General features: G+C 61.8%; 18 protein-coding genes. 14 read left to right on the forward strand and 4 right to left on the reverse strand.

Annotation, left to right across the window (positions count from 1 at the left end; all coding sequences use genetic code 11):
• Positions 1-115 precede the first annotated feature (115 nt).
• Positions 116-3,019, forward strand: a complete 2,904-nt coding sequence (locus tag ACTQXO_RS02035; RefSeq protein ID WP_441545392.1) for an ATP-dependent helicase — start codon at positions 116-118, stop codon at positions 3,017-3,019.
• 287 nt (positions 3,020-3,306) lie between these two features.
• On the opposite strand, the gene ACTQXO_RS02040 is transcribed toward ACTQXO_RS02035, so the two are convergent.
• Both ACTQXO_RS02040 and ACTQXO_RS02045 read right to left on the reverse strand, forming a co-directional pair.
• Entirely contained in the window at positions 3,307-4,239 is a 933-nt protein-coding gene (locus ACTQXO_RS02040) for a type I phosphomannose isomerase catalytic subunit (protein ID WP_441545393.1), read from the reverse strand.
• Positions 4,240-4,311: 72 nt separating this feature from the next.
• Positions 4,312-5,031 (reverse strand): GntR family transcriptional regulator, encoded by a 720-nt coding sequence (locus tag ACTQXO_RS02045; protein ID WP_427748088.1) that lies wholly within the window; start codon positions 5,029-5,031, stop codon positions 4,312-4,314.
• A gap of 340 nt (positions 5,032-5,371) precedes the next feature.
• Between ACTQXO_RS02045 and ACTQXO_RS02050 the strand changes: the two genes are divergently transcribed.
• From ACTQXO_RS02050 to nhaA, 3 genes are all read left to right on the forward strand, one after another.
• Positions 5,372-6,325 (forward strand): ROK family protein, encoded by a 954-nt coding sequence (locus tag ACTQXO_RS02050; RefSeq protein ID WP_427728539.1) that lies wholly within the window; start codon positions 5,372-5,374, stop codon positions 6,323-6,325.
• A gap of 166 nt (positions 6,326-6,491) precedes the next feature.
• Positions 6,492-7,415 (forward strand): manganese-dependent inorganic pyrophosphatase, encoded by a 924-nt coding sequence (locus tag ACTQXO_RS02055; RefSeq protein ID WP_427748089.1) that lies wholly within the window; start codon positions 6,492-6,494, stop codon positions 7,413-7,415.
• Between the two features lie 263 nt (positions 7,416-7,678).
• Positions 7,679-9,037: a Na+/H+ antiporter NhaA gene (gene nhaA, locus ACTQXO_RS02060; RefSeq protein ID WP_154515038.1), complete on the forward strand. Its 1,359-nt coding sequence runs from the start codon at positions 7,679-7,681 to the stop codon at positions 9,035-9,037.
• A 100-nt stretch (positions 9,038-9,137) separates the two neighbouring features.
• Here the strand turns inward: nhaA and ACTQXO_RS02065 are convergent, their stop codons facing one another.
• On the reverse strand, positions 9,138-9,392 hold the full coding sequence (locus ACTQXO_RS02065) for a hypothetical protein (RefSeq protein ID WP_441545394.1): 255 nt from the start codon (positions 9,390-9,392) through the stop codon (positions 9,138-9,140).
• A gap of 158 nt (positions 9,393-9,550) precedes the next feature.
• Between ACTQXO_RS02065 and ACTQXO_RS02070 the strand changes: the two genes are divergently transcribed.
• From ACTQXO_RS02070 to ACTQXO_RS02100, 7 genes are all read left to right on the forward strand, one after another.
• On the forward strand, positions 9,551-10,855 hold the full coding sequence (locus ACTQXO_RS02070) for an aminotransferase class I/II-fold pyridoxal phosphate-dependent enzyme (RefSeq protein ID WP_427718927.1): 1,305 nt from the start codon (positions 9,551-9,553) through the stop codon (positions 10,853-10,855).
• A 66-nt stretch (positions 10,856-10,921) separates the two neighbouring features.
• Positions 10,922-11,236: an STAS domain-containing protein gene (locus ACTQXO_RS02075; RefSeq protein ID WP_154515032.1), complete on the forward strand. Its 315-nt coding sequence runs from the start codon at positions 10,922-10,924 to the stop codon at positions 11,234-11,236.
• 153 nt (positions 11,237-11,389) lie between these two features.
• Positions 11,390-11,962, forward strand: coding sequence for a twin-arginine translocase TatA/TatE family subunit (locus tag ACTQXO_RS02080; protein ID WP_427718929.1), 573 nt, complete (start codon positions 11,390-11,392; stop codon positions 11,960-11,962).
• A complete protein-coding gene (gene tatC, locus ACTQXO_RS02085) occupies positions 11,962-12,759 on the forward strand; it encodes a twin-arginine translocase subunit TatC (RefSeq protein ID WP_427718932.1) in 798 nt (265 codons plus the stop codon). The genes ACTQXO_RS02080 and tatC overlap by 1 nt, the downstream gene beginning before the upstream one ends.
• A 6-nt stretch (positions 12,760-12,765) precedes the next feature.
• A complete protein-coding gene (gene hypA / locus ACTQXO_RS02090; RefSeq protein ID WP_152068469.1) occupies positions 12,766-13,122 on the forward strand; it encodes a hydrogenase maturation nickel metallochaperone HypA in 357 nt (118 codons plus the stop codon).
• A 54-nt stretch (positions 13,123-13,176) separates the two neighbouring features.
• Positions 13,177-13,860: a hydrogenase nickel incorporation protein HypB gene (gene hypB / locus ACTQXO_RS02095; RefSeq protein ID WP_441545395.1), complete on the forward strand. Its 684-nt coding sequence runs from the start codon at positions 13,177-13,179 to the stop codon at positions 13,858-13,860.
• 54 nt (positions 13,861-13,914) lie between these two features.
• Positions 13,915-16,488: a DNA topoisomerase I gene (locus tag ACTQXO_RS02100; RefSeq protein WP_441545396.1), complete on the forward strand. Its 2,574-nt coding sequence runs from the start codon at positions 13,915-13,917 to the stop codon at positions 16,486-16,488.
• A 144-nt stretch (positions 16,489-16,632) separates the two neighbouring features.
• Here ACTQXO_RS02100 and ACTQXO_RS02105 read toward each other — a convergent pair whose 3' ends face one another.
• A complete protein-coding gene (locus tag ACTQXO_RS02105; protein ID WP_441545397.1) occupies positions 16,633-17,619 on the reverse strand; it encodes a zinc-ribbon domain-containing protein in 987 nt (328 codons plus the stop codon).
• A 291-nt stretch (positions 17,620-17,910) separates the two neighbouring features.
• Between ACTQXO_RS02105 and tmk the strand changes: the two genes are divergently transcribed.
• Genes tmk through ACTQXO_RS02120 form a run of 3 tightly spaced genes read left to right on the forward strand, consistent with a single transcriptional unit; the run spans position 17,911 to position 21,408 of the window.
• Positions 17,911-18,594 carry a dTMP kinase gene (tmk, locus tag ACTQXO_RS02110; RefSeq protein WP_427747986.1) on the forward strand — a complete coding sequence of 228 codons (684 nt, stop codon included), beginning with the start codon at positions 17,911-17,913 and terminating at the stop codon, positions 18,592-18,594.
• Between the two features lies 1 nt (position 18,595).
• Entirely contained in the window at positions 18,596-19,723 is a 1,128-nt protein-coding gene (locus ACTQXO_RS02115; RefSeq protein ID WP_441048701.1) for a DNA polymerase III subunit, read from the forward strand.
• Positions 19,714-21,408 (forward strand): PSP1 domain-containing protein, encoded by a 1,695-nt coding sequence (locus ACTQXO_RS02120; RefSeq protein WP_427718946.1) that lies wholly within the window; start codon positions 19,714-19,716, stop codon positions 21,406-21,408. Before ACTQXO_RS02115 ends, ACTQXO_RS02120 begins: the two co-directional genes overlap by 10 nt.
• Positions 21,409-21,524 lie beyond the last annotated feature (116 nt).

Here is a 21,524-nt window from a genome sequence, read left to right on the forward strand (position 1 = left end):
GGCGCACGGAGTCGTGGTGTGATTTGCATCGGTGTCCGCGCGGCTCGGTATACTGGTACGGCTCAAACTATGGCGTCGCCCGCAGGCGCGCCGTCCGTCAGATGAGGAGTCGCCCATGACCCAGCCCTTGCCCTGGGAAAAGAACGCCGCGGTACCCATGCCGCCCGCGCCGGAACCCGTGCCGCTCGATGCATACACCGCCCCCGCTGCGCCGGAGCCCGAGCTCGTTCCGCTCGACATCTACGACGCTCCCGCGCCGGCACCCAAGCCCGTCAAGCCGCTCGTCGACATCGACAGCCTTAATCCTGCCCAGCGCGAGGCCGTCCTGACCACCGAGGGCCCGTTGCTGGTCCTCGCCGGCGCAGGCTCGGGCAAGACTCGCGTCCTGACCTTCCGCATCGCGCATATGCTCGGCGACCTGGGTGTTAAGCCTTGGCAGGTTCTTGCCATCACGTTTACCAACAAAGCCGCGGCCGAGATGCGCGAGCGTCTGACGGCGCTCATTCCCAGCGGTACCCGCGGCATGTGGGTGTGCACCTTCCACGCCATGTGCGTGCGCATGCTGCGCGAGGACGCCGACCTGCTGGGTTACACCGGTCAGTTCACCATCTACGATGACGATGACTCAAAGCGCATGGTGCGTGACATTATGCAGGCGCTCGGCATCGAGCAAAAGCAGTTCCCCATCAACATGATTCGCAGCAAGATCAGTTCGGCCAAAAACGCCATGATCGGTCCCGAGGACATGCTCAAATCCGCCGATAGCCCCAACGACAAAAAGGCCGCGCAGGTTTACCTGGAGCTGGAGCGCCGCCTGCGCGCCGCCAACGCGATGGACTTCGACGATTTGCTCGTTCGCACACTCGAACTGCTGCGCACCCGCCCCGAGGTGCTCGACAAGTACCAGGAGCGCTTCCGCTACATTAGCGTCGACGAGTATCAGGACACCAACCACGTCCAGTACGAAATCGCCAACCTTCTGGCCGCCAAGTACCAAAACCTCATGGTTGTGGGCGACGATGACCAGTCCATTTACAGCTGGCGTGGCGCCGACATCACCAACATCTTGGACTTTGAGCAGGACTTTAAAAACTGCAAGACCGTTAAGCTCGAGCAGAACTACCGCTCTACGGGCCATATCCTAAACGCCGCCAACGCCGTGGTGCGCCACAACTCGCAGCGCAAGGACAAGCGCCTGTTTACGGCCGAGGGCGATGGCGAGAAGATTCAGGCCTTCCAGGCGAGCGACGAGCGCGACGAGGGCCGCTGGATTGCCGGCGAGATCGAGAAACTGCATGCCAAAGGCACGAGCTACGACGACATCGCCGTGTTTTATCGCACCAACGCCCAGTCGCGTATTCTCGAAGATATGTTCCTGCGCGCGGGCGTGCCCTACAAGATCGTAGGCGGCACTCGATTCTTCGACCGTGCCGAGATTCGCGACGTCATGGCCTACCTCAAGATGATCGTGAACCCGGCCGACGAGATGAGCGTCAAGCGCGTCATCAACACACCGCGCCGCGGCATTGGCTCCACCTCAATCCAAAAGATCGAGCAGCTGGCACGCGACAACCGTTGCTCGTTCTTCCAGGCTTGCGAGATCGCGTGCGCCGAAACCGGCATGTTTAGCGCCAAGGTGCGCAACGGCCTGTCGAGCTTTGTCTCGCTGGTGCGCGATGGCCGCCGCATGGACGGCGAGCTCAAGGACGTTGTCGAGATGATTGTCGATAAGACGGGCCTGCTGCAGGCGTTTCGCGCCGAGGGCACCATGGAATCTGAGAGCCGCGCCGAGAACATCCAGGAATTTCTGGGCGTTGCCGCCGAATTTGAGGAGACGCACGAGGATATCGAGGGTACGCTCGAGAGCCTAGAAGAGCTGCGCGCAGCCGGTGTTGCCGACGTGCCTGCCGGCGCCGAGCCCGAGCCCGTCATGGTGAGCGTGTCTGCGCCCGAACCGGGGCCATCTGTCCCGGCATCCTCGTTTGAGGCACTCGTCGGCGCCCGTGACGCCGCGGGCTCCAATCCGCTCGATGGCTTGGCCGCTCCGGCGCTGTCTCCGCAGGATGCCCTGGCCGCCGCCATCGCAGGCAACGCGTATGCCGCGCCGACGGAGCTGCCGGCGGCTGCCGTGCATGCCGGCGAGATCGAGCGTACCTACGGTCCGCTCACCTGTAAGGCGCTGCCGGCACTCATGGAGTGGCTGGCCCTGCGCTCCGACTTGGATTCCCTGGCCGGCGAGACGCATGCCATTACCATGATGACCATCCACTCCGCCAAGGGCCTGGAGTTTCCGGCGGTGTTCGTGGCCGGCATGGAGGAGGGTATCTTTCCGCACGTGCACGACTTTGGCGGCAGCGATGATCCGGGCAAGCTCGAGGAGGAGCGTCGCCTGGCCTACGTCGCCATCACGCGTGCCCGCAAGCGCCTGTTCTTGACCTATGCGGCCACGCGTCGCACCTACGGTTCGACCTCCGCCAACCCGCGTTCGCGCTTTCTCAACGAGATTCCGTTTGAGGATATCGAGTTTAGCGGTATCGGTTCTGCCGGTTTTGAGGGCACGGGCTGGGAGAAGCGCGGCGACCGTCGCGGCACCTTTGGCTCGGGCATGGGTTCGGATATGTATGGCGGCAAGGTGTTTGGTTCGCATACGCGCTCGACCGGCGGTTCCGGTTCGCGTGGCGGATCGAGCTTCGACGATTTCTTTGGCGGCAGCAGCTACGGGACCGAGCGCCATCGTGGGGTCTCGCCCGACGCCGGTCGCGTTGCCTCGACCTTTGGCTCGGGCGCACCGCGAGCCAAAAAGCCGTCGTCCAAGGTGTCCCCGACAGTGGAGCGCAAGGTCGATCGCGCCAGCGCGTCGCAGGACTTTGCCGCGGGCGATACCGTGAGTCATAAGACCTTTGGCACGGGTACCGTGATCTCGGTCGCTGGAGACATGATCGAGGTCCAATTCGAAAAGACCGGCCAGACCAAAAAGCTTATGAAGGGCTTTGCTCCAATCGTTAAGCTGAATGCCTAACTGCGAGGTTGGCCGGGCGCGCCGGGGGCTTTGGTCGCCTGCTCGGACAGTCCTGCTCGCACGGAGAGCACATTAAGTGCTCTCCGGCTCGTGCGGAACTCGCGATCGACCAAAGCCCCCGGCGCGCCCTCTTCCTTGTGGCGTTTTAGCCTGCAGCTTTCGAACCTCGCTCTGCTCGTTCGCTTTTTGATCTGGAGAACCGGGTGGGCTGATAGATAGATACGAGTAGGGGCTCTTCCGTACATGGTCGGGAGAGCCCCTTGTTGCGTTTTGGTTGTTGGCGCGACCTAGAGGTGGCTGATAATCAGTTCCATCTGGCCTTCGAGATCAATGGAGCTGACGGTGCTGGGTGCCAGCAGGTGACTTCCCTTGTGGACGGGGTCGCCGCAGACGGTGCCTTTGCCGTCGATGACTGACAGGCACATGAAGGGCCAGCGCTGCTCCAAGGTCTTGCTGCCGTCGACGCGCACGCGATCGACGGTGTAGCAGGAGTTAGACTCGAGCTCGGTTACGCCGTTCACCTCGGGCGCGGCCACCGTGCCGTCGGTCGGAGCCTGAGCATCAAAGTCGATGCAGTCGAGGCTCTGCTCAATGTGCAGCGGACGCAGCTTGCCGTCGGTGCCGGGACGGTCGTAGTCGTACAGGCGATATGTCACGTCGCTTGACTGCTGCGTCTCCAAAATGAGCGTGCCGGTCTTGATGGCATGCACGGTACCGGAATCAATCTGGAAAAAGTCGCCCTTGTGGATCGGCAGTACGTTGAGCATGTCGTCCCAACGGCCCCCCTCGATCATCTGTGCGGCCTCGGCGCGGTCATGCGCGCGCTGGCCGACGATGATCGTGGCGCCGGGCTCGCAGTCCAGCACATACCAGCACTCGGTTTTGCCCAGGCTGCCGTTCTCGTGCTTGGCAGCGTACTCGTCGTTGGGATGAATCTGGATCGAAAGGTCGTCCTTGGCGTCCAGAATCTTAACGAGCAGCGGGAACTCCTTGCCCTCGCACCTGCCAAAGAGCTCGCGGTGCTCGGCCCACAGCCACGACAGCGTGTGGCCTGCATACGGGCCTTCCGCAATCTGGCAGTCACCGTTGGGGTGGGCCGAGATGGCCCAACACTCACCGATGGGTCCATCGGGAATGTCGTAGCCAAATACGGTTTCGAGTTGACGGCCGCCCCAGATCTTCTCGTGGAAGATCGGCGTCAGTTTAATCAAATCGGACATATTCATACCCCATTGTGTTGCGCGGGCGTTGCACAAACAGCTCAAAACGAGCGCCCGCATGACTACAAAAACCTATGCCAACGTTACGTTGTGCAACTCAAAGCGGTCGCCAACGTTGCGCGAGACCGAATACTCAAAGGCCGCGCCGCTGTCCAAAAAGCCAATCTGGTTGAGCTCGAGCAGGGGAGAGCCAGGTTTGGTGTCCAGGCGCTCAGCCTCTTCCTCGGTTGCTGCCACGGCGCGAATGGTACGGTGGAAGCTCGAGATCTTCAGCCCACATTGCTCGCGGATAAAGCCGTAGACCGATCCGTACAGGTCCTTCTTTTTAAGGCCCGGAATCAGCTCGAGTGGCATATAGGTGTACTCGATAACGATGGGCTTCTCATCGGCCTGACGCACGCGCACGATGTGATAGGCAAAGTCATCCTCGGCAATTCCCAGCTGGGCTGCGATGTCCGCTGGTGGATTAACAATCGAGAAATCGTAGACCACCGAGGTCACCTTCTCCCCGCGGTGCTCATACGAAAAGCCCTGGGCACGGTCGTTTTTGCCCTGGAAAAACGCTTGGCCGGGAAGCCCCGCCGTGTCCTTAACGTAGGTACCCGATCCACGACGGCTGGTAACAAGACCTTCCTCGGTGATTTGCTCGATAGCTCGTTTGACGGTGATTTTGGAAACGCTATAGAGCTCGCAGAACTCAACGACGGTGGGAAGCTTGTCGCCTGGTTTAAGAGCGCCATCCTCAATACTTCGACGAATATCTGCAGCTATCGCCTCGTATTTGGGAATCATGAAACCTCCTTTCCGACTTGATTGAGTATAAAAGAAAGTATATTCAACACCTAAGTATCCCTATTGAGTCATTGAAAAGTTCGATAGATATATTACTAAAAGTCGCTTTGCGCTAAAAATAAAAGCGCTCTAAATAAATATACATTCGAATAATGTCGTGTTGAGAAATCTAATCGGTCCGAGGACGGGGCCGAACCGATTTAGCACCCAGCGAATCGAATCCTGTATTCTGCATTTCCTCAGATAAAACCTACCAAAACAAACCTGTCCCTTTTTGGTAGGTTTTTGCCTTGGGAGCGGTACCATACAGACAATGTTTAAACGAGAAAGGCGGGCCCCTATGGAACCTAAGCAGTACTACATCGGCATCGACGTCGGCGGCACTTCGGTTAAGGAGGGCCTGTTCGACGGGGATGGCAACCTGCTTGCGAAGGTCAGCGTGCCCACGCCTCCCATCGTTGACGCTGCGGGCTTTGCCGCGGTGACCGAGGCTATCGACCAGGTGGTCGCCAAGGCACAGATTCCGCGCGCCTTTGTGGCGGGCATTGGCCTTGCTGTTCCGTGCCCCATTCCGGCAGCGGGCGATGCCAAGGTCAAGGCCAACATTGCCATTAACCTGCCCGAGTTGAAGATCGCCATTCAGGAGCACTGCCCCGATGCGGTCGTTAAGTACGAGAACGATGCCAACGCCGCTGCCATGGGCGAGGCTTGGCTCGGTTCTGCCAAGGACGTGCAGAATGTGGTGATGGTCACCATCGGTACCGGCGTGGGCGGCGGCGTTATCGTCAACGGCGATGTGGTGTCGGGTGTTGTGGGCGCCGGCGGCGAGATTGGCCATATGTGCCTGAATCCGGCTGAGGAGCGCACTTGCGGCTGCGGCGGTCATGGCCATCTGGAGCAGTATTCCAGCGCCACCGGCGTGGTGAGCAACTATCTTGCCGAGTGCAAGAAGGCGGGCGTCGAGCCCATCGAGCTCACCGGCCCCTCCGATTCCAAGGACGTGTTCCAAGCCTGCCGCGAGGGTGATAAGCTCGCGCTGGCCGCGGCCGATACCATGGCCGACTATCTCGGCCGCGCCCTGGCGCTTATTGCCAACGTGGTCGATCCCGAGATGTTCCTGATCGGCGGCGGCGCCTCCGCCTCGGCCGATGTCTACCTCGATAAGGTTCGCGAGTACTTCCAGCGCTACGCGCTTTCCGCCTCGCGCGAGACGCCCATTAAGGTTGCCTCGCTCGGAAACGACGCCGGCATCATCGGTTCTGCCTACGTAGCCCTGCGCGCTGCCGGTAAATAGCTGGTGCAAGGGGGCCAGGTTACTTTGCACCAACATGGTGCAAAAGGGACAGCCTTGGCCCCCATACCTGCCACAAAATATGCCGTGGCCCTTCCGTCCCCAAAGGCCAGCTGCCAGCGTGCTAACATAGCTACGTCTAAGTACACATACCAAGTGGAGGATACCCATGGCAAACGTTCTTGTCTTTGGTCACCAGAACCCCGATAACGACGCCATCATGAGCGCCGTCGTTCTGTCTCAGCTGCTCAACCAGGTTGAGTATGCCGGCAACACCTATGAGGTCTGCGCTCTTGGTCAGCTTCCGGCAGAGTCCGCCAAGCTGCTCGCAGACGCCGGCATTGCCGAGCCCCGCGTGATTGAGTCCGTCGAGGCCGGCCAGCTTGTCGTTCTCACCGACCATAACGAGTCCGCCCAGTCCGTCGCCGGCCTTAAGGACGCCACGGTCTTTGGCGTCGTTGACCATCACCGCATCGGCGACTTTGAGAGCGCCGGCCCGCTGCACTACATCTGCCTGCCCTGGGGTTCCAGCTGCACCATCGTCACTAAGCTCGCCGGCGTGCTCGGCGTTGAGCTTTCCGACGTTCAGGCCAAGCTGCTGCTCTCGGCCATGATGACCGACACGCTCATGCTCAAGAGCCCCACCACCACCGATGTCGACCGCGCCGTCGCCGCCAAGCTCGGCGAGCAGGTGGGTGTCGACCCGGTCAAGTTTGGCATGGAGGTCTTCCTCACCCGTCCGTCCGGCTCCTTCACCGCAGCCGAGATGGTCGGCAACGACATCAAGATGTTCGAGCCCGCCGGCAAGAAGCTGCTCATCGGCCAGTACGAGACCGTCGACAAGAGCCGTGCTCTCGGCATGATCGACGAGATCCGCGAGGCCATGCGCGCCTACGCCGCCGAGAAGGGTGCCGACGGCATCGTCCTGTGCATCACCGACATCATGGAGGAGGGCTCGCAGGTCCTGCTCGAGGGCGAGACCGAGGCCGCTCAGAAGGGCCTGGGCATTGCCGACGAGCACGACGGCGTCTGGATGCCGGGCGTCCTCTCCCGTAAGAAGCAGGTCGCTGCCCCCATCATGGCCGCCTGCTAGGTTTTGTAACCTGCTACGACCGGACCGCGGACGCCCCGCGCTCCGGTCGTTTTTTGTGCGCGGGACCGTGTCCTCTATTGGACAGGGGCGCCCGTACCGTTGGGCAAATAATGTTCAACCTGTGGTTCCGCTTTTCGGCCACGCCTGCGTGCTTGTCGTGCAGGGTAGGCTAGATGCAAGCGTAATACGTTGGAGCGCGGTGCCGCCACTTGGGCGGGCCGTGCTTTTTTAAGACGGGAGCTTTCCCGTGAAAGGAGCCGCCCATGGCAGCAACTGAGCAGCTGTTCAACGTTCGTGAGCGCAAGCGCTTTGAACGTCATGACATCTGGGAGCGCATCGCCGAGAACGGCACGATTTCCGCCGCCGTCATGGTCATCGCCGCCATCGCCGCCGTTATCTGCGCCAACACCGATGTCTACGAGGCTATCCATCACTTTTTGGAGACCCCGCTGTATGTGGGTCTGGGCAACCTTACGGCTGGCCTCACCGTCGAGCTTTTCGTCAACGACTTTCTCATGGCGATCTTCTTTTTGTTGGTGGGCATTGAGCTTAAGTACGAGATGACGGTCGGCGAGCTCAAGAATCCGCGTCAGGCCATGCTTCCCATGCTGGCAGCCGTGGGCGGCGTCGTCGTTCCCGCCTGCATCTACCTGATCTTTAACCATGCCGGCGCCCGCAACGGTTGGGCCATCCCCATGGCAACCGATATTGCCTTTGCGCTGGGCGTGCTGTCGCTTTTGGGCAATCGCGTGCCCAACGGCGTGCGCGTGTTCTTCTCGACGCTCGCCATCGCCGACGACCTCATCTCCATCGCCGCCATTGCCATTTTCTACGGCCAGAGCCCTAGTCCGTTTTGGCTGGGTGCCGCTGCAGTTGTGACCTGCGCACTTGTGTGGCTCAACAAAACTCAGCATTATCGCCTTGCCCCGTACTCGGTGCTTGGTCTGCTGCTGTGGTTTTGCATGTTTAAGAGCGGCGTGCACGCCACGCTTGCCGGTGTCATCCTGGCCTTCACCATCCCGGCCAAGTGCGGTGTTAAGCTCGATAGCCTTACCGATTGGCTAGGCGAGTACCTGCCGTTGCTCGACGACCGTTACGACGACGAGGCGCACATCCTGGGCCAGCACGACTTTACCCTTTCGACTACCAAGGTCGAGCGTGTCATGCACCGTGTGACCCCGCCGCTCATCCGCATGGAGCGCCTGATCTCCACGCCGGTCAACTTTGTGATCCTGCCGATCTTTGCGTTTGTCAACGCGCAGGTTCGCCTGGTGGGCGTGGACATGAGCGTGCTGCTTACCGACCCGGTGACCCTCGGCGTGTACTTTGGCATGCTGCTGGGTAAGCCGATCGGTATCTTTGGCGTAACGTTTGCCCTGGTCAAGCTTAAGGCTTGCGAGCTGCCTCATAACGTTAACTGGCATATGATCGCCGGCGTGGGCATTTTGGGTGGCATCGGCTTTACCATGTCGATCCTCATCAGCGGCCTCGCCTTCCCGACGGCCCAGTTCGAGGTTCTGGCCGCCAAGGCCGCCATTCTTGCCGGTTCTGTTACCGCGGCCGTGCTGGGCATGATCTACATGAGCGTGGTCTGCAAGCACCCTTCGCCCAAGGACGAGTAGGAGCGCGAAAACCGGGGCCGGACATGCCCCGGATGCCCTCGTGTGAAAAAACGCCGTTTGTGAGCACTGTCACAAACGGCGTTTCATTTATTTGCCATTTTTATTCCACGGTGCCGTAGACGGCGCCCCAGCCGTGGGCGGCAAGGGCCGAGTTAAGCTGGTCGCAAAGCGATTGGCGGTCGTAGTGGCCGGGCGGCAAAAGATTCACGATTTCCATGAGATCGGGCGCCAGGTCCAAGATCTCCGCCTGAACGATTAGATCCAGGCGGTCAAGGGCCTTACGGTCATAAAACAAGCCGTCGACCAGACGCTGCAGGTCTCCGAACTCCTCGGCTTGAAAAGAGCCGTATTCCATACTGCCTCCTTGGATGTGCCATGCGGCTATACGGGTCATACGGTGGATATCGTAATTCATTGCGATGGACTTAATCTATCACGGCTTCATACCGTTGCGGCGGTAGCGGTCTATACTTAGACAAACTGCAACGTCCCGCTTTGCGAAAGGTCGCACCCATGCAGACGATCTACCAGAAGATGGAAACCACCGAACTCGATGCCGCCATCGAGGCTCTCAAAGCCGAGGTTGCCGAGGTCAAGGCCAAGGGCCTGGCGCTCGACATGGCGCGCGGCAAGCCGTCGCCCTCCCAGGTGGACATCTCGCGCCCCATGCTCGATATCCTCAATGCCGACGCCGATCTGCACGACGGTAACGTCGACTGCTCCAACTACGGCTGCTTTGAGGGCATCCCCTCGGCACGCAAGCTGGCGGGGGAGTTCCTGGGTTGCCCCGCCGATCAGACGCTCGTACTGGGTTCGTCGAGCCTTTTGATCGAGCACGATATCGCCGGTATGTTCTGGCGCTGCGGCTCGTGCGGCAGCGAGCCTTGGGAGGCTTATGAGGCCGCGCACGACGGTAAGAAGGTCAAGTTCCTGTGCCCGGTTCCTGGCTACGACCGTCATTTTGGCATCACCGCCGACCTGGGTATCGAGAACGTCCCCGTCGCGATGACCGGCAGCGGCCCCGACATGGACGAGGTAGAGCGCCTGGTTGCCGCCGACGACTCCATCAAGGGCATCTGGTGCGTGCCCAAGTATTCCAACCCCACGGGCATCACCTTTAGTGAGGACACCGTGCGCCGCTTGGTCGAGATGCCCACGGCCGCGCCCGATTTTCGCATCTTTTGGGACAACGCCTACTGCGTGCACGACCTGTACGACGAGACCGACGAGCTCGCCAACATCTTCGATCTTGCCCGCGCGGCGGGTACCGAGGACCGCGTGGTGGCATTCGCCTCGACGTCCAAGATCACCTTCCCGGGCGCGGGCATCGGCTTTATCGGTGCGAGTCCCGCGGTCATCGCGGAGTTCTCCAAGCGCCTGAAGGCCGGTCTTATCAGCGCCGACAAGCTCAACCAGCTACGCCACGTGCGCTTCCTTCCCACCATCGAGGCGGTCAAGGAGCACATGAAAAAGCATGCCGAGTTCTTGCGTCCGCGCTTTGAGGCCGTCGAGCGCAAGCTCACTGAGGGCCTGGGCGATACGGGTTGCGCTACTTGGACGCATCCCCGCGGCGGCTACTTTGTGAGCTTTGATGGCCCCGAGGGCTCGGCCCAAAAGGTCGCCGCGCTTTGCGCCGACCTGGGTGTCAAGCTCACGCCGGCAGGTGCCACCTGGCCTTATGGCAAGGATCCGCGCGACACCAACATCCGCATCGCGCCGAGTTATCCCACGGTCGAGGACCTGGAGGCCGCACTCGACGTGCTGGTGCTGGCCGTCAAGCTCGTCGCTGCCGAGCTTGCTCGTGCCGAGCGCGCCTAACGCGTAGGGCCCCGCAAATCCGCGTCCAGTACCATCCGCACTCTCGATACGCAAAGGAGCGTATACATGGATTTGGGTATTTCCACCAACCCCACGCCGGAGCTCTACACCATCAGGGTGACCGGTGAGATTGATATCTCTAACGCCGATAGCTTGCGTAACGCCATCGACTTGGCGCTCGAGCAGCCCACCGAGGCCGTTGAGCTCGACTTTGCCCAGGTGAGCTATATCGACTCGACAGGTATTGGCGTACTTGTGGGCGCCGCACACCACGCAGCCGATCACGACAAGCGGTTTGGCTGCGTCAACGTGCAGCCCCCGGTGATGCGCGTGGTTCAGTTGCTGGGTGTCGACCAGGAGATTTCAATTACGGCGGCATAAGCCCTGCCCCAAAAAGGGCGTGCCGTTTGGTATATGTTTGTGATGCGCTCGGATGTTTTGACGTCCGGGCGCTATACTTGACCGAATGAATAGACGAGTTCCGGCCGAATGGCGCGGTGCGGGCTCGACTCACATCGAGCCTTGGAGGTATGTGTGTTTGGTATTGGAGAGGGTGAGCTCGCGATCATCGTGGTCTTCGGCTTTTTGCTGTTTGGCCCGGATAAGCTCCCGCAGATGGGCCGCACGATCGGCCGTGCCATCCGTCAGTTCCGCGAGACGCAGGAAAAGATGACGGCTGTTGTTCAGTCCGAGATTATCGATCCGGTAAGCGAGGCCGCTTCGGCTCCGGTCAAGCCCAAGAAGGCTGCCGTCGATGACGATTCCGATGCGGACGAGGATGCCGTCGAGACGGCCGCGCCCGCAAAGAAGGAGACCTTTGCCGAGCGCCGTGCCCGCCTTGCCGCCGAGAAGGCCGCGAGTGAGGGTGCTGCCGAGGACGAAGGTGCTGCTGGTGAGGCTGAGGGCCCCGAGTCTGCCGCTGCCGCCGTCGAGCCCGAGCCTGCTGCAGAGCCGGAGCCGGAGCCCGAGCCGGCAGAGCCCACGACGGCTGACCTCTACGCCCGTCGTCCCCGAAAGCGCAAGGCCGTCGTCGACCAGCTCGCTCGCGAGCTCGAGGCCGAGGACGACGCCGCTGCCGCTCATGCCCCGAAGGGAGGCGATGAGTAATGCCTATCGGACCTGCGCGCATGCCGCTCTTCGATCATCTGGGTGAGCTCCGTCGTCGCCTGACCATCGTGGTCGTGTCAGTCTTTGCCGCCGCCATCGTGCTGTATTTCGCCACGCCCGTGGTGCTTGACATCCTGGAAGACCCCATCCGCTCCTTTGTGCCGGACGGCAAGTTCTACATCACCACCACGCTCGGCGGCTTTGGTCTGCGCTTTTCGCTGGCCCTCAAGATGGCCGTTGTCATGTGCACGCCTATGATCATTTGGCAGATTCTGGCGTTTTTCCTGCCGGCGCTTCGCCCCAACGAGCGCAAGTGGGTTGTGCCCACGGTGCTCGCCTCGACGGTGCTGTTCTTCCTGGGCGCAATCTTTTGCTACTTCATCATCATCCCTGCGGGCTTTGAGTGGCTCATCGGCGAAACCTCGGCCGTCGCTACGGCGCTGCCCGATCTGGAGAACTACGTCAACATGGAGCTGCTCTTTATGATCGGCTTTGGTGTGGCGTTTGAGCTGCCGCTCATCATCTTCTACCTGTCTGTCTTCCATATCGTGTCCTATGCGGCCTTCCGCGGTGCCTGGCGTTACGTATACGTTGGCCTGCTTGCGGGCTCGGCTGTGATTACGCCCGACGGCTCGCCCGTTACACTGGGTCTCATGTATGGCGCCCTGCTCTCGCTCTACGAGATTTCGCTCGCCATCGCCCGCGTGGTCATTACCGCGCGCGATGGCAAGGAGGGCTTGTTTGTGAGCCGTCTGGATCTGTTCTCGAACGACGACGAGGACGACGACGAGGAGTAAATCCGTATGCACGAGGTTGGCATTGTCAACGGCATACTCGATACAGTGATTCGCGCGGCGCGTGGGGCGGGGGCCTCGCGCGCTGTTTTGGTAACGCTGCGCATTGGGGATATGACCGAAGTTGTGCGTGAGGCGCTCGACTTTGCGTGGGAGACGTTTCGCGACGAGGACATGCTCACGCGCGGCTGCGAGCTTGCCGTGGAGGAAGTCCATCCACAAAGCGAGTGCCTGGACTGCCGCGAGGTCTTTGAGCACGACCGCTTCCATTGCCGCTGTCCTCAGTGTGGCGGCACCAACGTGCGCCTGCTGCATGGCCGCGAGCTCGACATCGCCAGCATCGAGATTGAAACCCCCGACAATTAACCAGCCTGCCATTTGGGGACGGGGTATAAATGGTAGAAGTAAGGAGTGCCGAGTATGGCCGAGAAAACTATTGATATCGCATCGCCAATTCTGTCGCGCAATGAGCGCCTGGCAGATCAGCTGCGTCAGCGATTCAAAGAGACAGGCACCTATGTGATCAATGTGCTGTCGAGTCCCGGCTCTGGTAAGACCACCACGATTCTGGGCACCAACGAGCGCCTGCGCGACAAAGCCGGCCTGCGCTGTGCCGTCATCGAGGGCGATATCGCCTCGGATGTCGACGCCATCACCATGAAGGAAGCCGGCATGCCCGCCATTCAGATCAACACGGGCGGTCTGTGCCACCTCGAGGGCAACATGATCATGAAGGCCGTTGACGCGTTCGACCAGGCAGTGGGCCTTCAAGACATCGATGTTATCTTTATCGAAAACGTTGGCAATCTGGTCTGTCCGGTCGACTTTGACCTGGGCGAGAACCTGTCCATCATGATTCTCTCGGTGCCCGAGGGCGACGACAAGCCCATTAAGTACCCGGGCATCTTCCAGCACGCTGGCGCACAGCTGCTCAACAAGGTCGATGTGGCCCCGGCTTTCGATTTTGACATGGATAGGTATACTAAGACACTCGATGACCTCAATCCGCAGGCGCCGCGGTTTGCCGTGAGCGCACGCAAGGGCGAGGGCATGGATGCCTGGTGCGATTGGCTCATCGGGCAGATCGAACAAACAAGGGCGTAAGTCGGCCGTCGTACGTGCGGGCGCAGCCGCAGACACACGAGATAGGAGCCTCTTTTGAAGCTCATCATCGCCGAGAAAAACGACGCCGCGCGTCAGATTGCCGAGCGTCTTTCCACGGGCAAGCCCAAAAAGGACAAGGTGTACAACACCGCCATCTACCGTTTTGAGTGGAAGGGCGAGGAGTGCGTGACAATCGGCCTTGCCGGTCACATCCTTGCGCCCGATTTTTGCGACAGCGTGCTGTTCGATAAAAAGCTGGGTTGGTACTCGGTCACCGAGGACGGCGAGATGCTGCCGGCCGACATACCCGATGGCCTGGCGCGTCCGCCCTATGACACCAAGCGCAAACCGTTCCTTGCCGACGGTATCTCCATCAAAGGCTGGAAGCTCGAGAGCCTGCCCTACCTTACCTGGGCGCCCGTTATCAAACTGCCGGCCGAGAAAGAACTCATTCGCTCGCTCAAGAACCTTGCCAAGAAGTCCGACAGCGTCATCATCGCCACGGACTTCGATCGCGAGGGCGAGCTGATTGGTTCGGACGCCCTCAACAAGGTGCGCGAGGTTGCGCCCGACTTGCCGGTTGCCCGCGCCCAGTATTCTTCGTTTACCAAGGCCGAGATCACGCAGGCCTTTGATAACCTCGTCTCGCTCGACCAGAACCTGGCCGATGCCGGCGAGAGTCGTCAGCACATCGACCTCATTTGGGGTGCGGTGCTCACGCGCTACCTGACGCTCGCCAAGTTTGGCGGCTTTGGCAACGTGCGTTCTGCCGGCCGCGTGCAGACCCCGACGCTCGCCTTGGTGGTCGAGCGCGAGCGCGAGCGCATGGCGTTTGTGCCCGAGGACTACTGGCAGATCCGCGGCATGGCTGCCGCGCAGGCTGCTGCCGAGGACGACCGCTTTAAGATCGCGCACAAGACGGCGCGTTTTACCGACAAGGATGCTGCCGAGATGGCGTACGGCCATGTCGACGGCGTTGCGACGGCAACCGTTGCCGCGGTGACCAAGCGCTCGCGCAAGCAGCAGCCGCCCACGCCGTTTGCGACCACCTCGCTGCAGGCTGCCGCTGCGGCCGAGGGCATCTCGCCCGCACGCACCATGCGCATCGCCGAGTCCCTCTACATGGCGGGTCTTATCAGCTATCCGCGTGTCGACAACACCGTGTACCCCGCGACGCTCGATCTGGGCGCCGTGGTGAGCGATCTGGCAAAGATCAACCCGGCGCTGGCGCCCGTATGCAAAAAGGTGCTCGCCGGTCCCATGAAGCCCACGCGCGGCAAGGTCGAGACCACCGACCACCCGCCTATCTACCCCACGGGCGAGGGCGATCCGTCCACGCTCGACGGTGGCCAGCGCAAGCTCTACGACCTCATCACTCGTCGCTTCCTGGCGACGCTTATGGGCCCCGCCACCATCGAGAACACCAAGCTCGAGCTCGACGTGAACGGCGAGCCGTTCGTGGCTTCGGGCGATGTGCTCGTGACCCCGGGTTTCCGCGAGGCATACCCGTACGGACTCAAGCGCGACGAGCAGATGCCGCCGCTGGAGCAGGGCGACACGGTCGACGTATTCGACATTAAGCTCGAGGCCAAGCAGACCGAGCCGCCCGCACGCTACAGCCAGGGCAAGCTCGTGCAGGAGATGGAAAAGCGCGGCCTGGGCACCAAGTCCACGCGCGCGAGCATCATCGAGCGCCTGTACGCCGTGCGCTACCTCAAAAACGATCCCGTGGAGCCGAGTCAGCTGGGTATCGCCATCATCGATGCACTGTCGCAGTTTGCCCCGCGCATCACGAGCCCCGATATGACCAGTGAGCTCGACGGCGACATGACCCGCGTGGAGCGCGGCGAAGATACCGAAGAGCATGTCGTGACGCACTCGCGCGCGCTGCTGGCCGGCGTGCTCGATGAGCTGCTCAAGCATACGCAGGAGCTGGGCGACGCCATCAGCGATGCCGTCACGGCCGATGCGCGCGTGGGCGCCTGCCCCAAGTGCGGCAAGGATCTGGTTATGAAGACGAGCGCCAAGACCCGCGGCAGCTTTATCGGCTGCATGGGCTGGCCCGACTGCGACGTGACCTATCCGGTGCCGAGCGGCGTCAAGGTGAGCCCGCTCGAGGGCGAGGCGGCCGTGTGTCCCGAATGCGGCGCACCGCGCATTAAGTGCCAGCCGTTCCGCCAGAAGGCTTTCGAGATCTGCGTGAACCCCACGTGTCCCACCAATTACGAGCCCGACCTTAAGGTGGGCGAGTGCAAGGTGTGCGCCGAGGCCGGACGCCATGGCGATCTGATTGCGCACAAGAGCGAGAAGAGCGGCAAGCGCTTTATCCGCTGCACCAACTATGACGATTGCGGCGTGAGCTATCCGCTGCCGGCGCGTGGTAAGCTCGAGGCGACGGGTGAGACCTGCCCCGAGTGCGGCGCTCCCATCGTGGTGGTCAACACGGCGCGCGGTCCGTGGCGTATCTGCGTCAACATGGACTGCCCGACCAAGGAGAAGAAGCCCGCCCGCGGCCGCAAGACGACGACCAAGGCGAGTACGGCGAAGAAGACCACGGCGAAAAAGACGACTGCCAAGAAGGCTGCCGCGAAAAAGACGACCACAAAGAAGGCGGCCGCCAGCAAGTAGCGGCGCAGCCGAAACATTGCCCAAAACAAAAACGGGCGAGGGTCCCATGATCCTCGCCCGTTTTTTGTTCGGCAGTTAGGGACGTTCCTTTTCTACCGGCAGTTTAGGAACGTCCCTAACTGCCAGCTCGGGAACGACAAAACGCTAGTTCACCTCGACGGGTTTGGCGCTGGGATAGCGGTCCTCAAAGTCCAAGCGATACTTGTTGCTGCTGGTTCCCGGCTCGTTGTCGCGTGCCAGCGGCGCCACGATTTCGTCCTTATGGTCCGAGGGCTTTGCGTACTTTAGGCTGATCTCCCAGGCATCGCAGATCGCGTCGATGCGGTGATCAAGGTCGTCATACAGGGCAATGATGTCTTTCCAGGAGTTGTAGTTCTTGGAGCTCATGGGGACGTTCAGGTCCTCGACGATATCGTAATACTGCTCGATGGTCTCCTCCGTGCGCTCGGCGACGTCGGCGAGATTTTGACGGGTGGTGCGATCTTCTTCCAGATAGCTACCATTGAAGGCCTGCGCGCAGGCGCGGACCTGGCTATCGAGGTCCGCGAGCAGGTCGTAGTATTCGCTCAGGCGACGGTAGAGGTTCTGCTCGGAGAGGGTTGCTTCGCCGCCAGCCTCGTCCTCGTCGTCATCGTCATCGTCGTAAAGGCTATTGGGGTCGCCGAGGGGCTTGAGGTCATCATCGTCAACATCGTGGTGCAGCTTGGTAACCTCGGCAGTCGTCTGCGTGGCGGAGTTGTCGAACGGTTTGATCACAAAGAAGATGACCAGGGCGATGATGATTGCCACCAGCGCAACGATAACGGCGACAAGCGCCCCGGTGCCGCTCTTTTTGGGAGCGGGGGTCTGTGGCGAAGCAGGCGCGTATGCGGGAGCCGGCTGCTGTTGGGGCGAGCCGCTCGTGACGGGTATGCACTGCGTGGTCTCGACGGCCGCGGGGCTTGCGGCGGGGTCGGGGCGATAAGCGAGGGGATCGTCCGCCTTGGCTTGCGGCGTATCAAGGGGCCCGGTCTGCTCAAACGCGGGTTGGCCATTGCCCGCGGCTATCTGTTCAACGGGCGCACCGCACGAGGTGCAGAACTTGGCATCATCTGCAAGAAGCTTGCCGCACGAGGCGCAATACCGAGACATTGCCACTCCTTTCGCCACATTTCAATACGACGATTATACCCAGCGTCCAAAATTCCCCATCATAAGTTGCGGTGAAATAGGGGCTGTTTGGCGGTCTTAGAGCTTCAGTCAGTCCCTATTTCACCGCAACTTTGGAAAGGCACCTTTAGTCATTGGGGACGTTCTTAAACGACCAGTCAATTAAGAACGTCCCCAATGACTAGGTTGGATTTGGGGTGCGCCTGCCCCTGGGGTATCATGATTTGGTTGATATATCTGCATTTACGCGCCTTGTAGGAAGGGACTGCGCCCATGGCTTTTGAGCCCGCTCAACATAGCTTTATCACGCTCGAGGGCGTCGATGGTGCCGGTAAGTCCACGCAGGCGCGCCTGCTGGCCCGTGCGCTCGAGCTCGCTGGCTACCAGGTCGTGACCCTGCGTGAGCCGGGTGGTACCGCCATTAGTGAAAAGATCCGTGCCCTGCTGCTCGACCCCGCCAATACGGCGATGGGGGATACCTGCGAGCTGCTGCTCTACGAGGCCGCACGCGCCCAGCTGGTGCACGAGGTCATAGCTCCCGCCCTTGCGGCCGGCAAGGTGGTCCTGTGTGACCGCTTCTATGATTCCACGACCTGCTACCAGGCGTTTGCCGACGGTCTCGATCGCCAGATGGTACGCGACGCCAACAACCTTGCTGTCGCGGGGACGCACCCGGCGCTCACGCTCGTCTATCACATCACGCCCGAGCAGGCGGCGCTGCGCATGTCCGCCCGTGGTGCGGTCGACCGCATGGAGGCCAAGGGCATGGCGTTCCAGGAGCGCGTTTACCAGGGATTTAGTGCCATTGCCGCCGAGGAACCAGATCGCGTGAAGCTCATCGACGCCACCGCTTCCATCGAGGACGTCTTCGCGCAGACGGTCGAGCAGGTTCGCGCGTACGGTCTCGACATTTCCCAGGACGCCGTCACCGCCACGCTTGCCCAGGAGGCCGAGTAACATGGCCCCCGCTCAGACAAGCCTGCTGGCCAAGCTCGACACCCAAGAGCGCGTACGCGATTTTTTGACCAACGCCGTCGCCAGCGGCCGCGCATCGCACGCCTACCTGTTTTTGGGCGCTCCCGGTGCCGGCAAGCTCGATGCCGCCTGGGCGCTCGCCCAAGCCTTCCTGTGCGAGCAGGACGGCTGCGGCTCATGCGATAGCTGTGTGCGTGTCGCCCGCCATACGCACCCCGACGTGCACTATTACACGCCCGAGAGCGCCACGGGCTACCTCATCGCCCAGACCCGCGAGCTGCTCGACGACGTGCCGCTGGCGCCCATCCGTGCCAAGGCCAAGGTCTACATCATCGACCGTGCCGAGCAGCTGCGCGCCAACACCGCCAACGCACTGCTCAAGACGCTCGAGGAGCCGCCCGAGGGCGTTATGTTTATCTTGCTGGGCACCTCGGCAGACGTGATGTTGCCCACCATCGTGAGCCGCTGCCAGTGCGTGCCGTTTCGGCTGGTGTCGCCCGCCGTGGCCACGAAGGCCGTGAGCCGCGCGACGGGCCAGGATCTCGCACGCTGTCGCATGGCGGTCGCCGTGGCGGGGAGCCCCACGCGCGGCATCGAGTTCCTTAAGAGCGCCGAGCGCCAGGATGCTCGCCGCCAGATGATCCGCGCCATCGATTCGCTCATCGCCGCCGACGAGGCCGATGTGCTCAGCCGCGCCAAGTCGCTCATCGTCGCCGTTAAGGCTCCGCTTGCCGAGGTCAAGTCCACGCAGGAAAAGGTGCTCGAGCAAAACGCCGATTATCTGTCGCGTGGAGCATTGAAGCAGCTTGAGGACCGCAACAAGCGCGAACTCAACGCGCGCGAGCGTTCGGGTATCATGGAAGCGCTGGCGAGCGCGCGGACGCTCATGCGCGACGTGCTGCTGACGCTTCAGGATGAGGCGGCAGACATTGTGAACGAGGACGTGCGCGACACGATCGGGCGGCTTGCCGCCGCGACGAATGTTGCGGGTGCCACCCGGGCGCTCGAGGCGGTCGCGACCGCCGAGCGCAACATTGCCAGAAACGTTACTCCCCAGCTGGCCATCGAGGTCATGCTGTTCGATATCAGGAAGGCACTGAAATGCCGTTAGTCGTACCCGTTAAGTTTACCTACGCCTCGCGCGACCTGTGGTTTGACCCGCAGGATCTGGATATCCTCGAGGCCGATTATGCCATTTGCTCCACCGAGCGCGGAACCGAGATCGGCCTGGTCACGGCCGATCCCTTCGAGGTGCCGCAAGATGAGATCGGTCAGCCGCTCAAGCCCGTGCTGCGTGTGGCGAGCGATATCGACCTGCAGCTTGCCGACGACCTGGCCATCCAGGGCGATGAGGCCATGGTCGATTTCCGCCGTCTGGTCAAAGATCTCGACCTCGAGATGAAGCCGGTGGGTGTCGAATACCTGTTTGGCGGCGAGAAAGCCGTGTTCTACTTTGCGGCCGAGGAGCGCGTCGATTTTCGTCAGCTCGTCAAGGACCTGTCCTCGACGCTGCACATTCGCGTTGACATGCGCCAGATTGGCGTGCGTGACGAGACTCGCTTGGTGGGCGGCTATGCCCAATGCGGACAGGAGCTCTGCTGCACGCGCTTTGGCGGACAGTTTGAGCCCGTCTCGATTCGCATGGCAAAAGAGCAGGACCTGCCGCTCAATTCGTCTAAGATCAGCGGCGTGTGCGGCCGCCTGATGTGCTGCCTGCGCTATGAGTTCGAGGCGTACAAGGACTTTAAGAGCCGTGCGCCCAAAAAGAAGACGCTCATCGATACGCCGCTCGGCAAGGCGCGTATCCAGGAATATGACACGCCGCGTGAGCAGCTGGTGCTGCGCCTGGAGAACGGTAAAGTCTTTAAGGTCAACTTGGCCGATATGACGTGCTCGGAGGGCTGCAAAAAGAAGGCCGCCGAGCAGGGCTGCAGCTGCCGCCCCGACTGCGTGACGCGCGATGTGCTCGAGCGCATCGAGTCGCCCGAGATGCGCCTGGCGCTCATGGAACTCGATCGCGAGAACGGCGTCGACGTGGGCGATGGCCTGTCGAGTGCCGACCGTCTGGCCGGCACGTCGATGCCCAAGCGCCGTCGTCGCGATGCCGAATCCGATGCTTGTGCCGGTCAGGGCCAGGGCGAGGGTCGTGGCCGCGGAAAGGGCCGCGGCAAGGCCGAGGCTTCCGAGGCCGAGGAGGCGGCCGGCGGCCGTCGTCGCCGCAAGCGCGCGGCGTCCGTCGACAACGGCGAGACCGCGGGCAAGAACGCCTCTCGCGAGCGCGAGGCTCAGCAGCCCCAGCAGCAAAACCGCGGCGGCGGCATGAACCCCACGCGCCGTCGTCGCCGCCACCTGTCGAGCGAGGAGCGCGAGGACGCCTTCCGCGCCGCAGCCGCTCGCGAGGCCGGTGCCGCTCCCAAGGGTGCCTCGGCCTCCGACGCGCCTGCCGACAAGGCTGGCAGGCCACGTGGCGAGGAGGAGCGCGCGCCGCGTCCGCGCCGTCGCCATTCCTCGGGCACGCAGCAGAAACCCTCGGTTCCTTCTGTGGCCGATCAGGTTTCGGATGGTGAAGTCAAGGTCACGCGCCGTCGCCCCGGCGATGGCGGAGGAGCTGCCGCCAAGGCTTCGCGCGGCGGTGCTCGCGACGAGCGCGAACCGCGTGAGGATCGCAGTGGCGAGGGTTCGGCCGACCAGAGTCAGAAGCGCCGCCGCCGTCGCCGTTCCCGCAAGCCGCGCCAGGATGGTGGCGAAGGCTCGACCCACACCTCGTCCGCACCGCAACCGCCTGCCGGCGAATAGCGCCCTCAAGCGGATTCGACTTGTCTGACCCCAAGTGCAACGGGGTATCATGGCACTGAATCGACAACCCTCCCTTCGCCCAAGCGTAGGGAGGGTTTTGTCATAAATAACTATCT

The sequence above is a fragment of the Collinsella sp. LCP19S3_D5 genome (genome assembly GCF_052121415.1).
Taxonomy (GTDB): Bacteria; Actinomycetota; Coriobacteriia; order Coriobacteriales; family Coriobacteriaceae; genus Collinsella.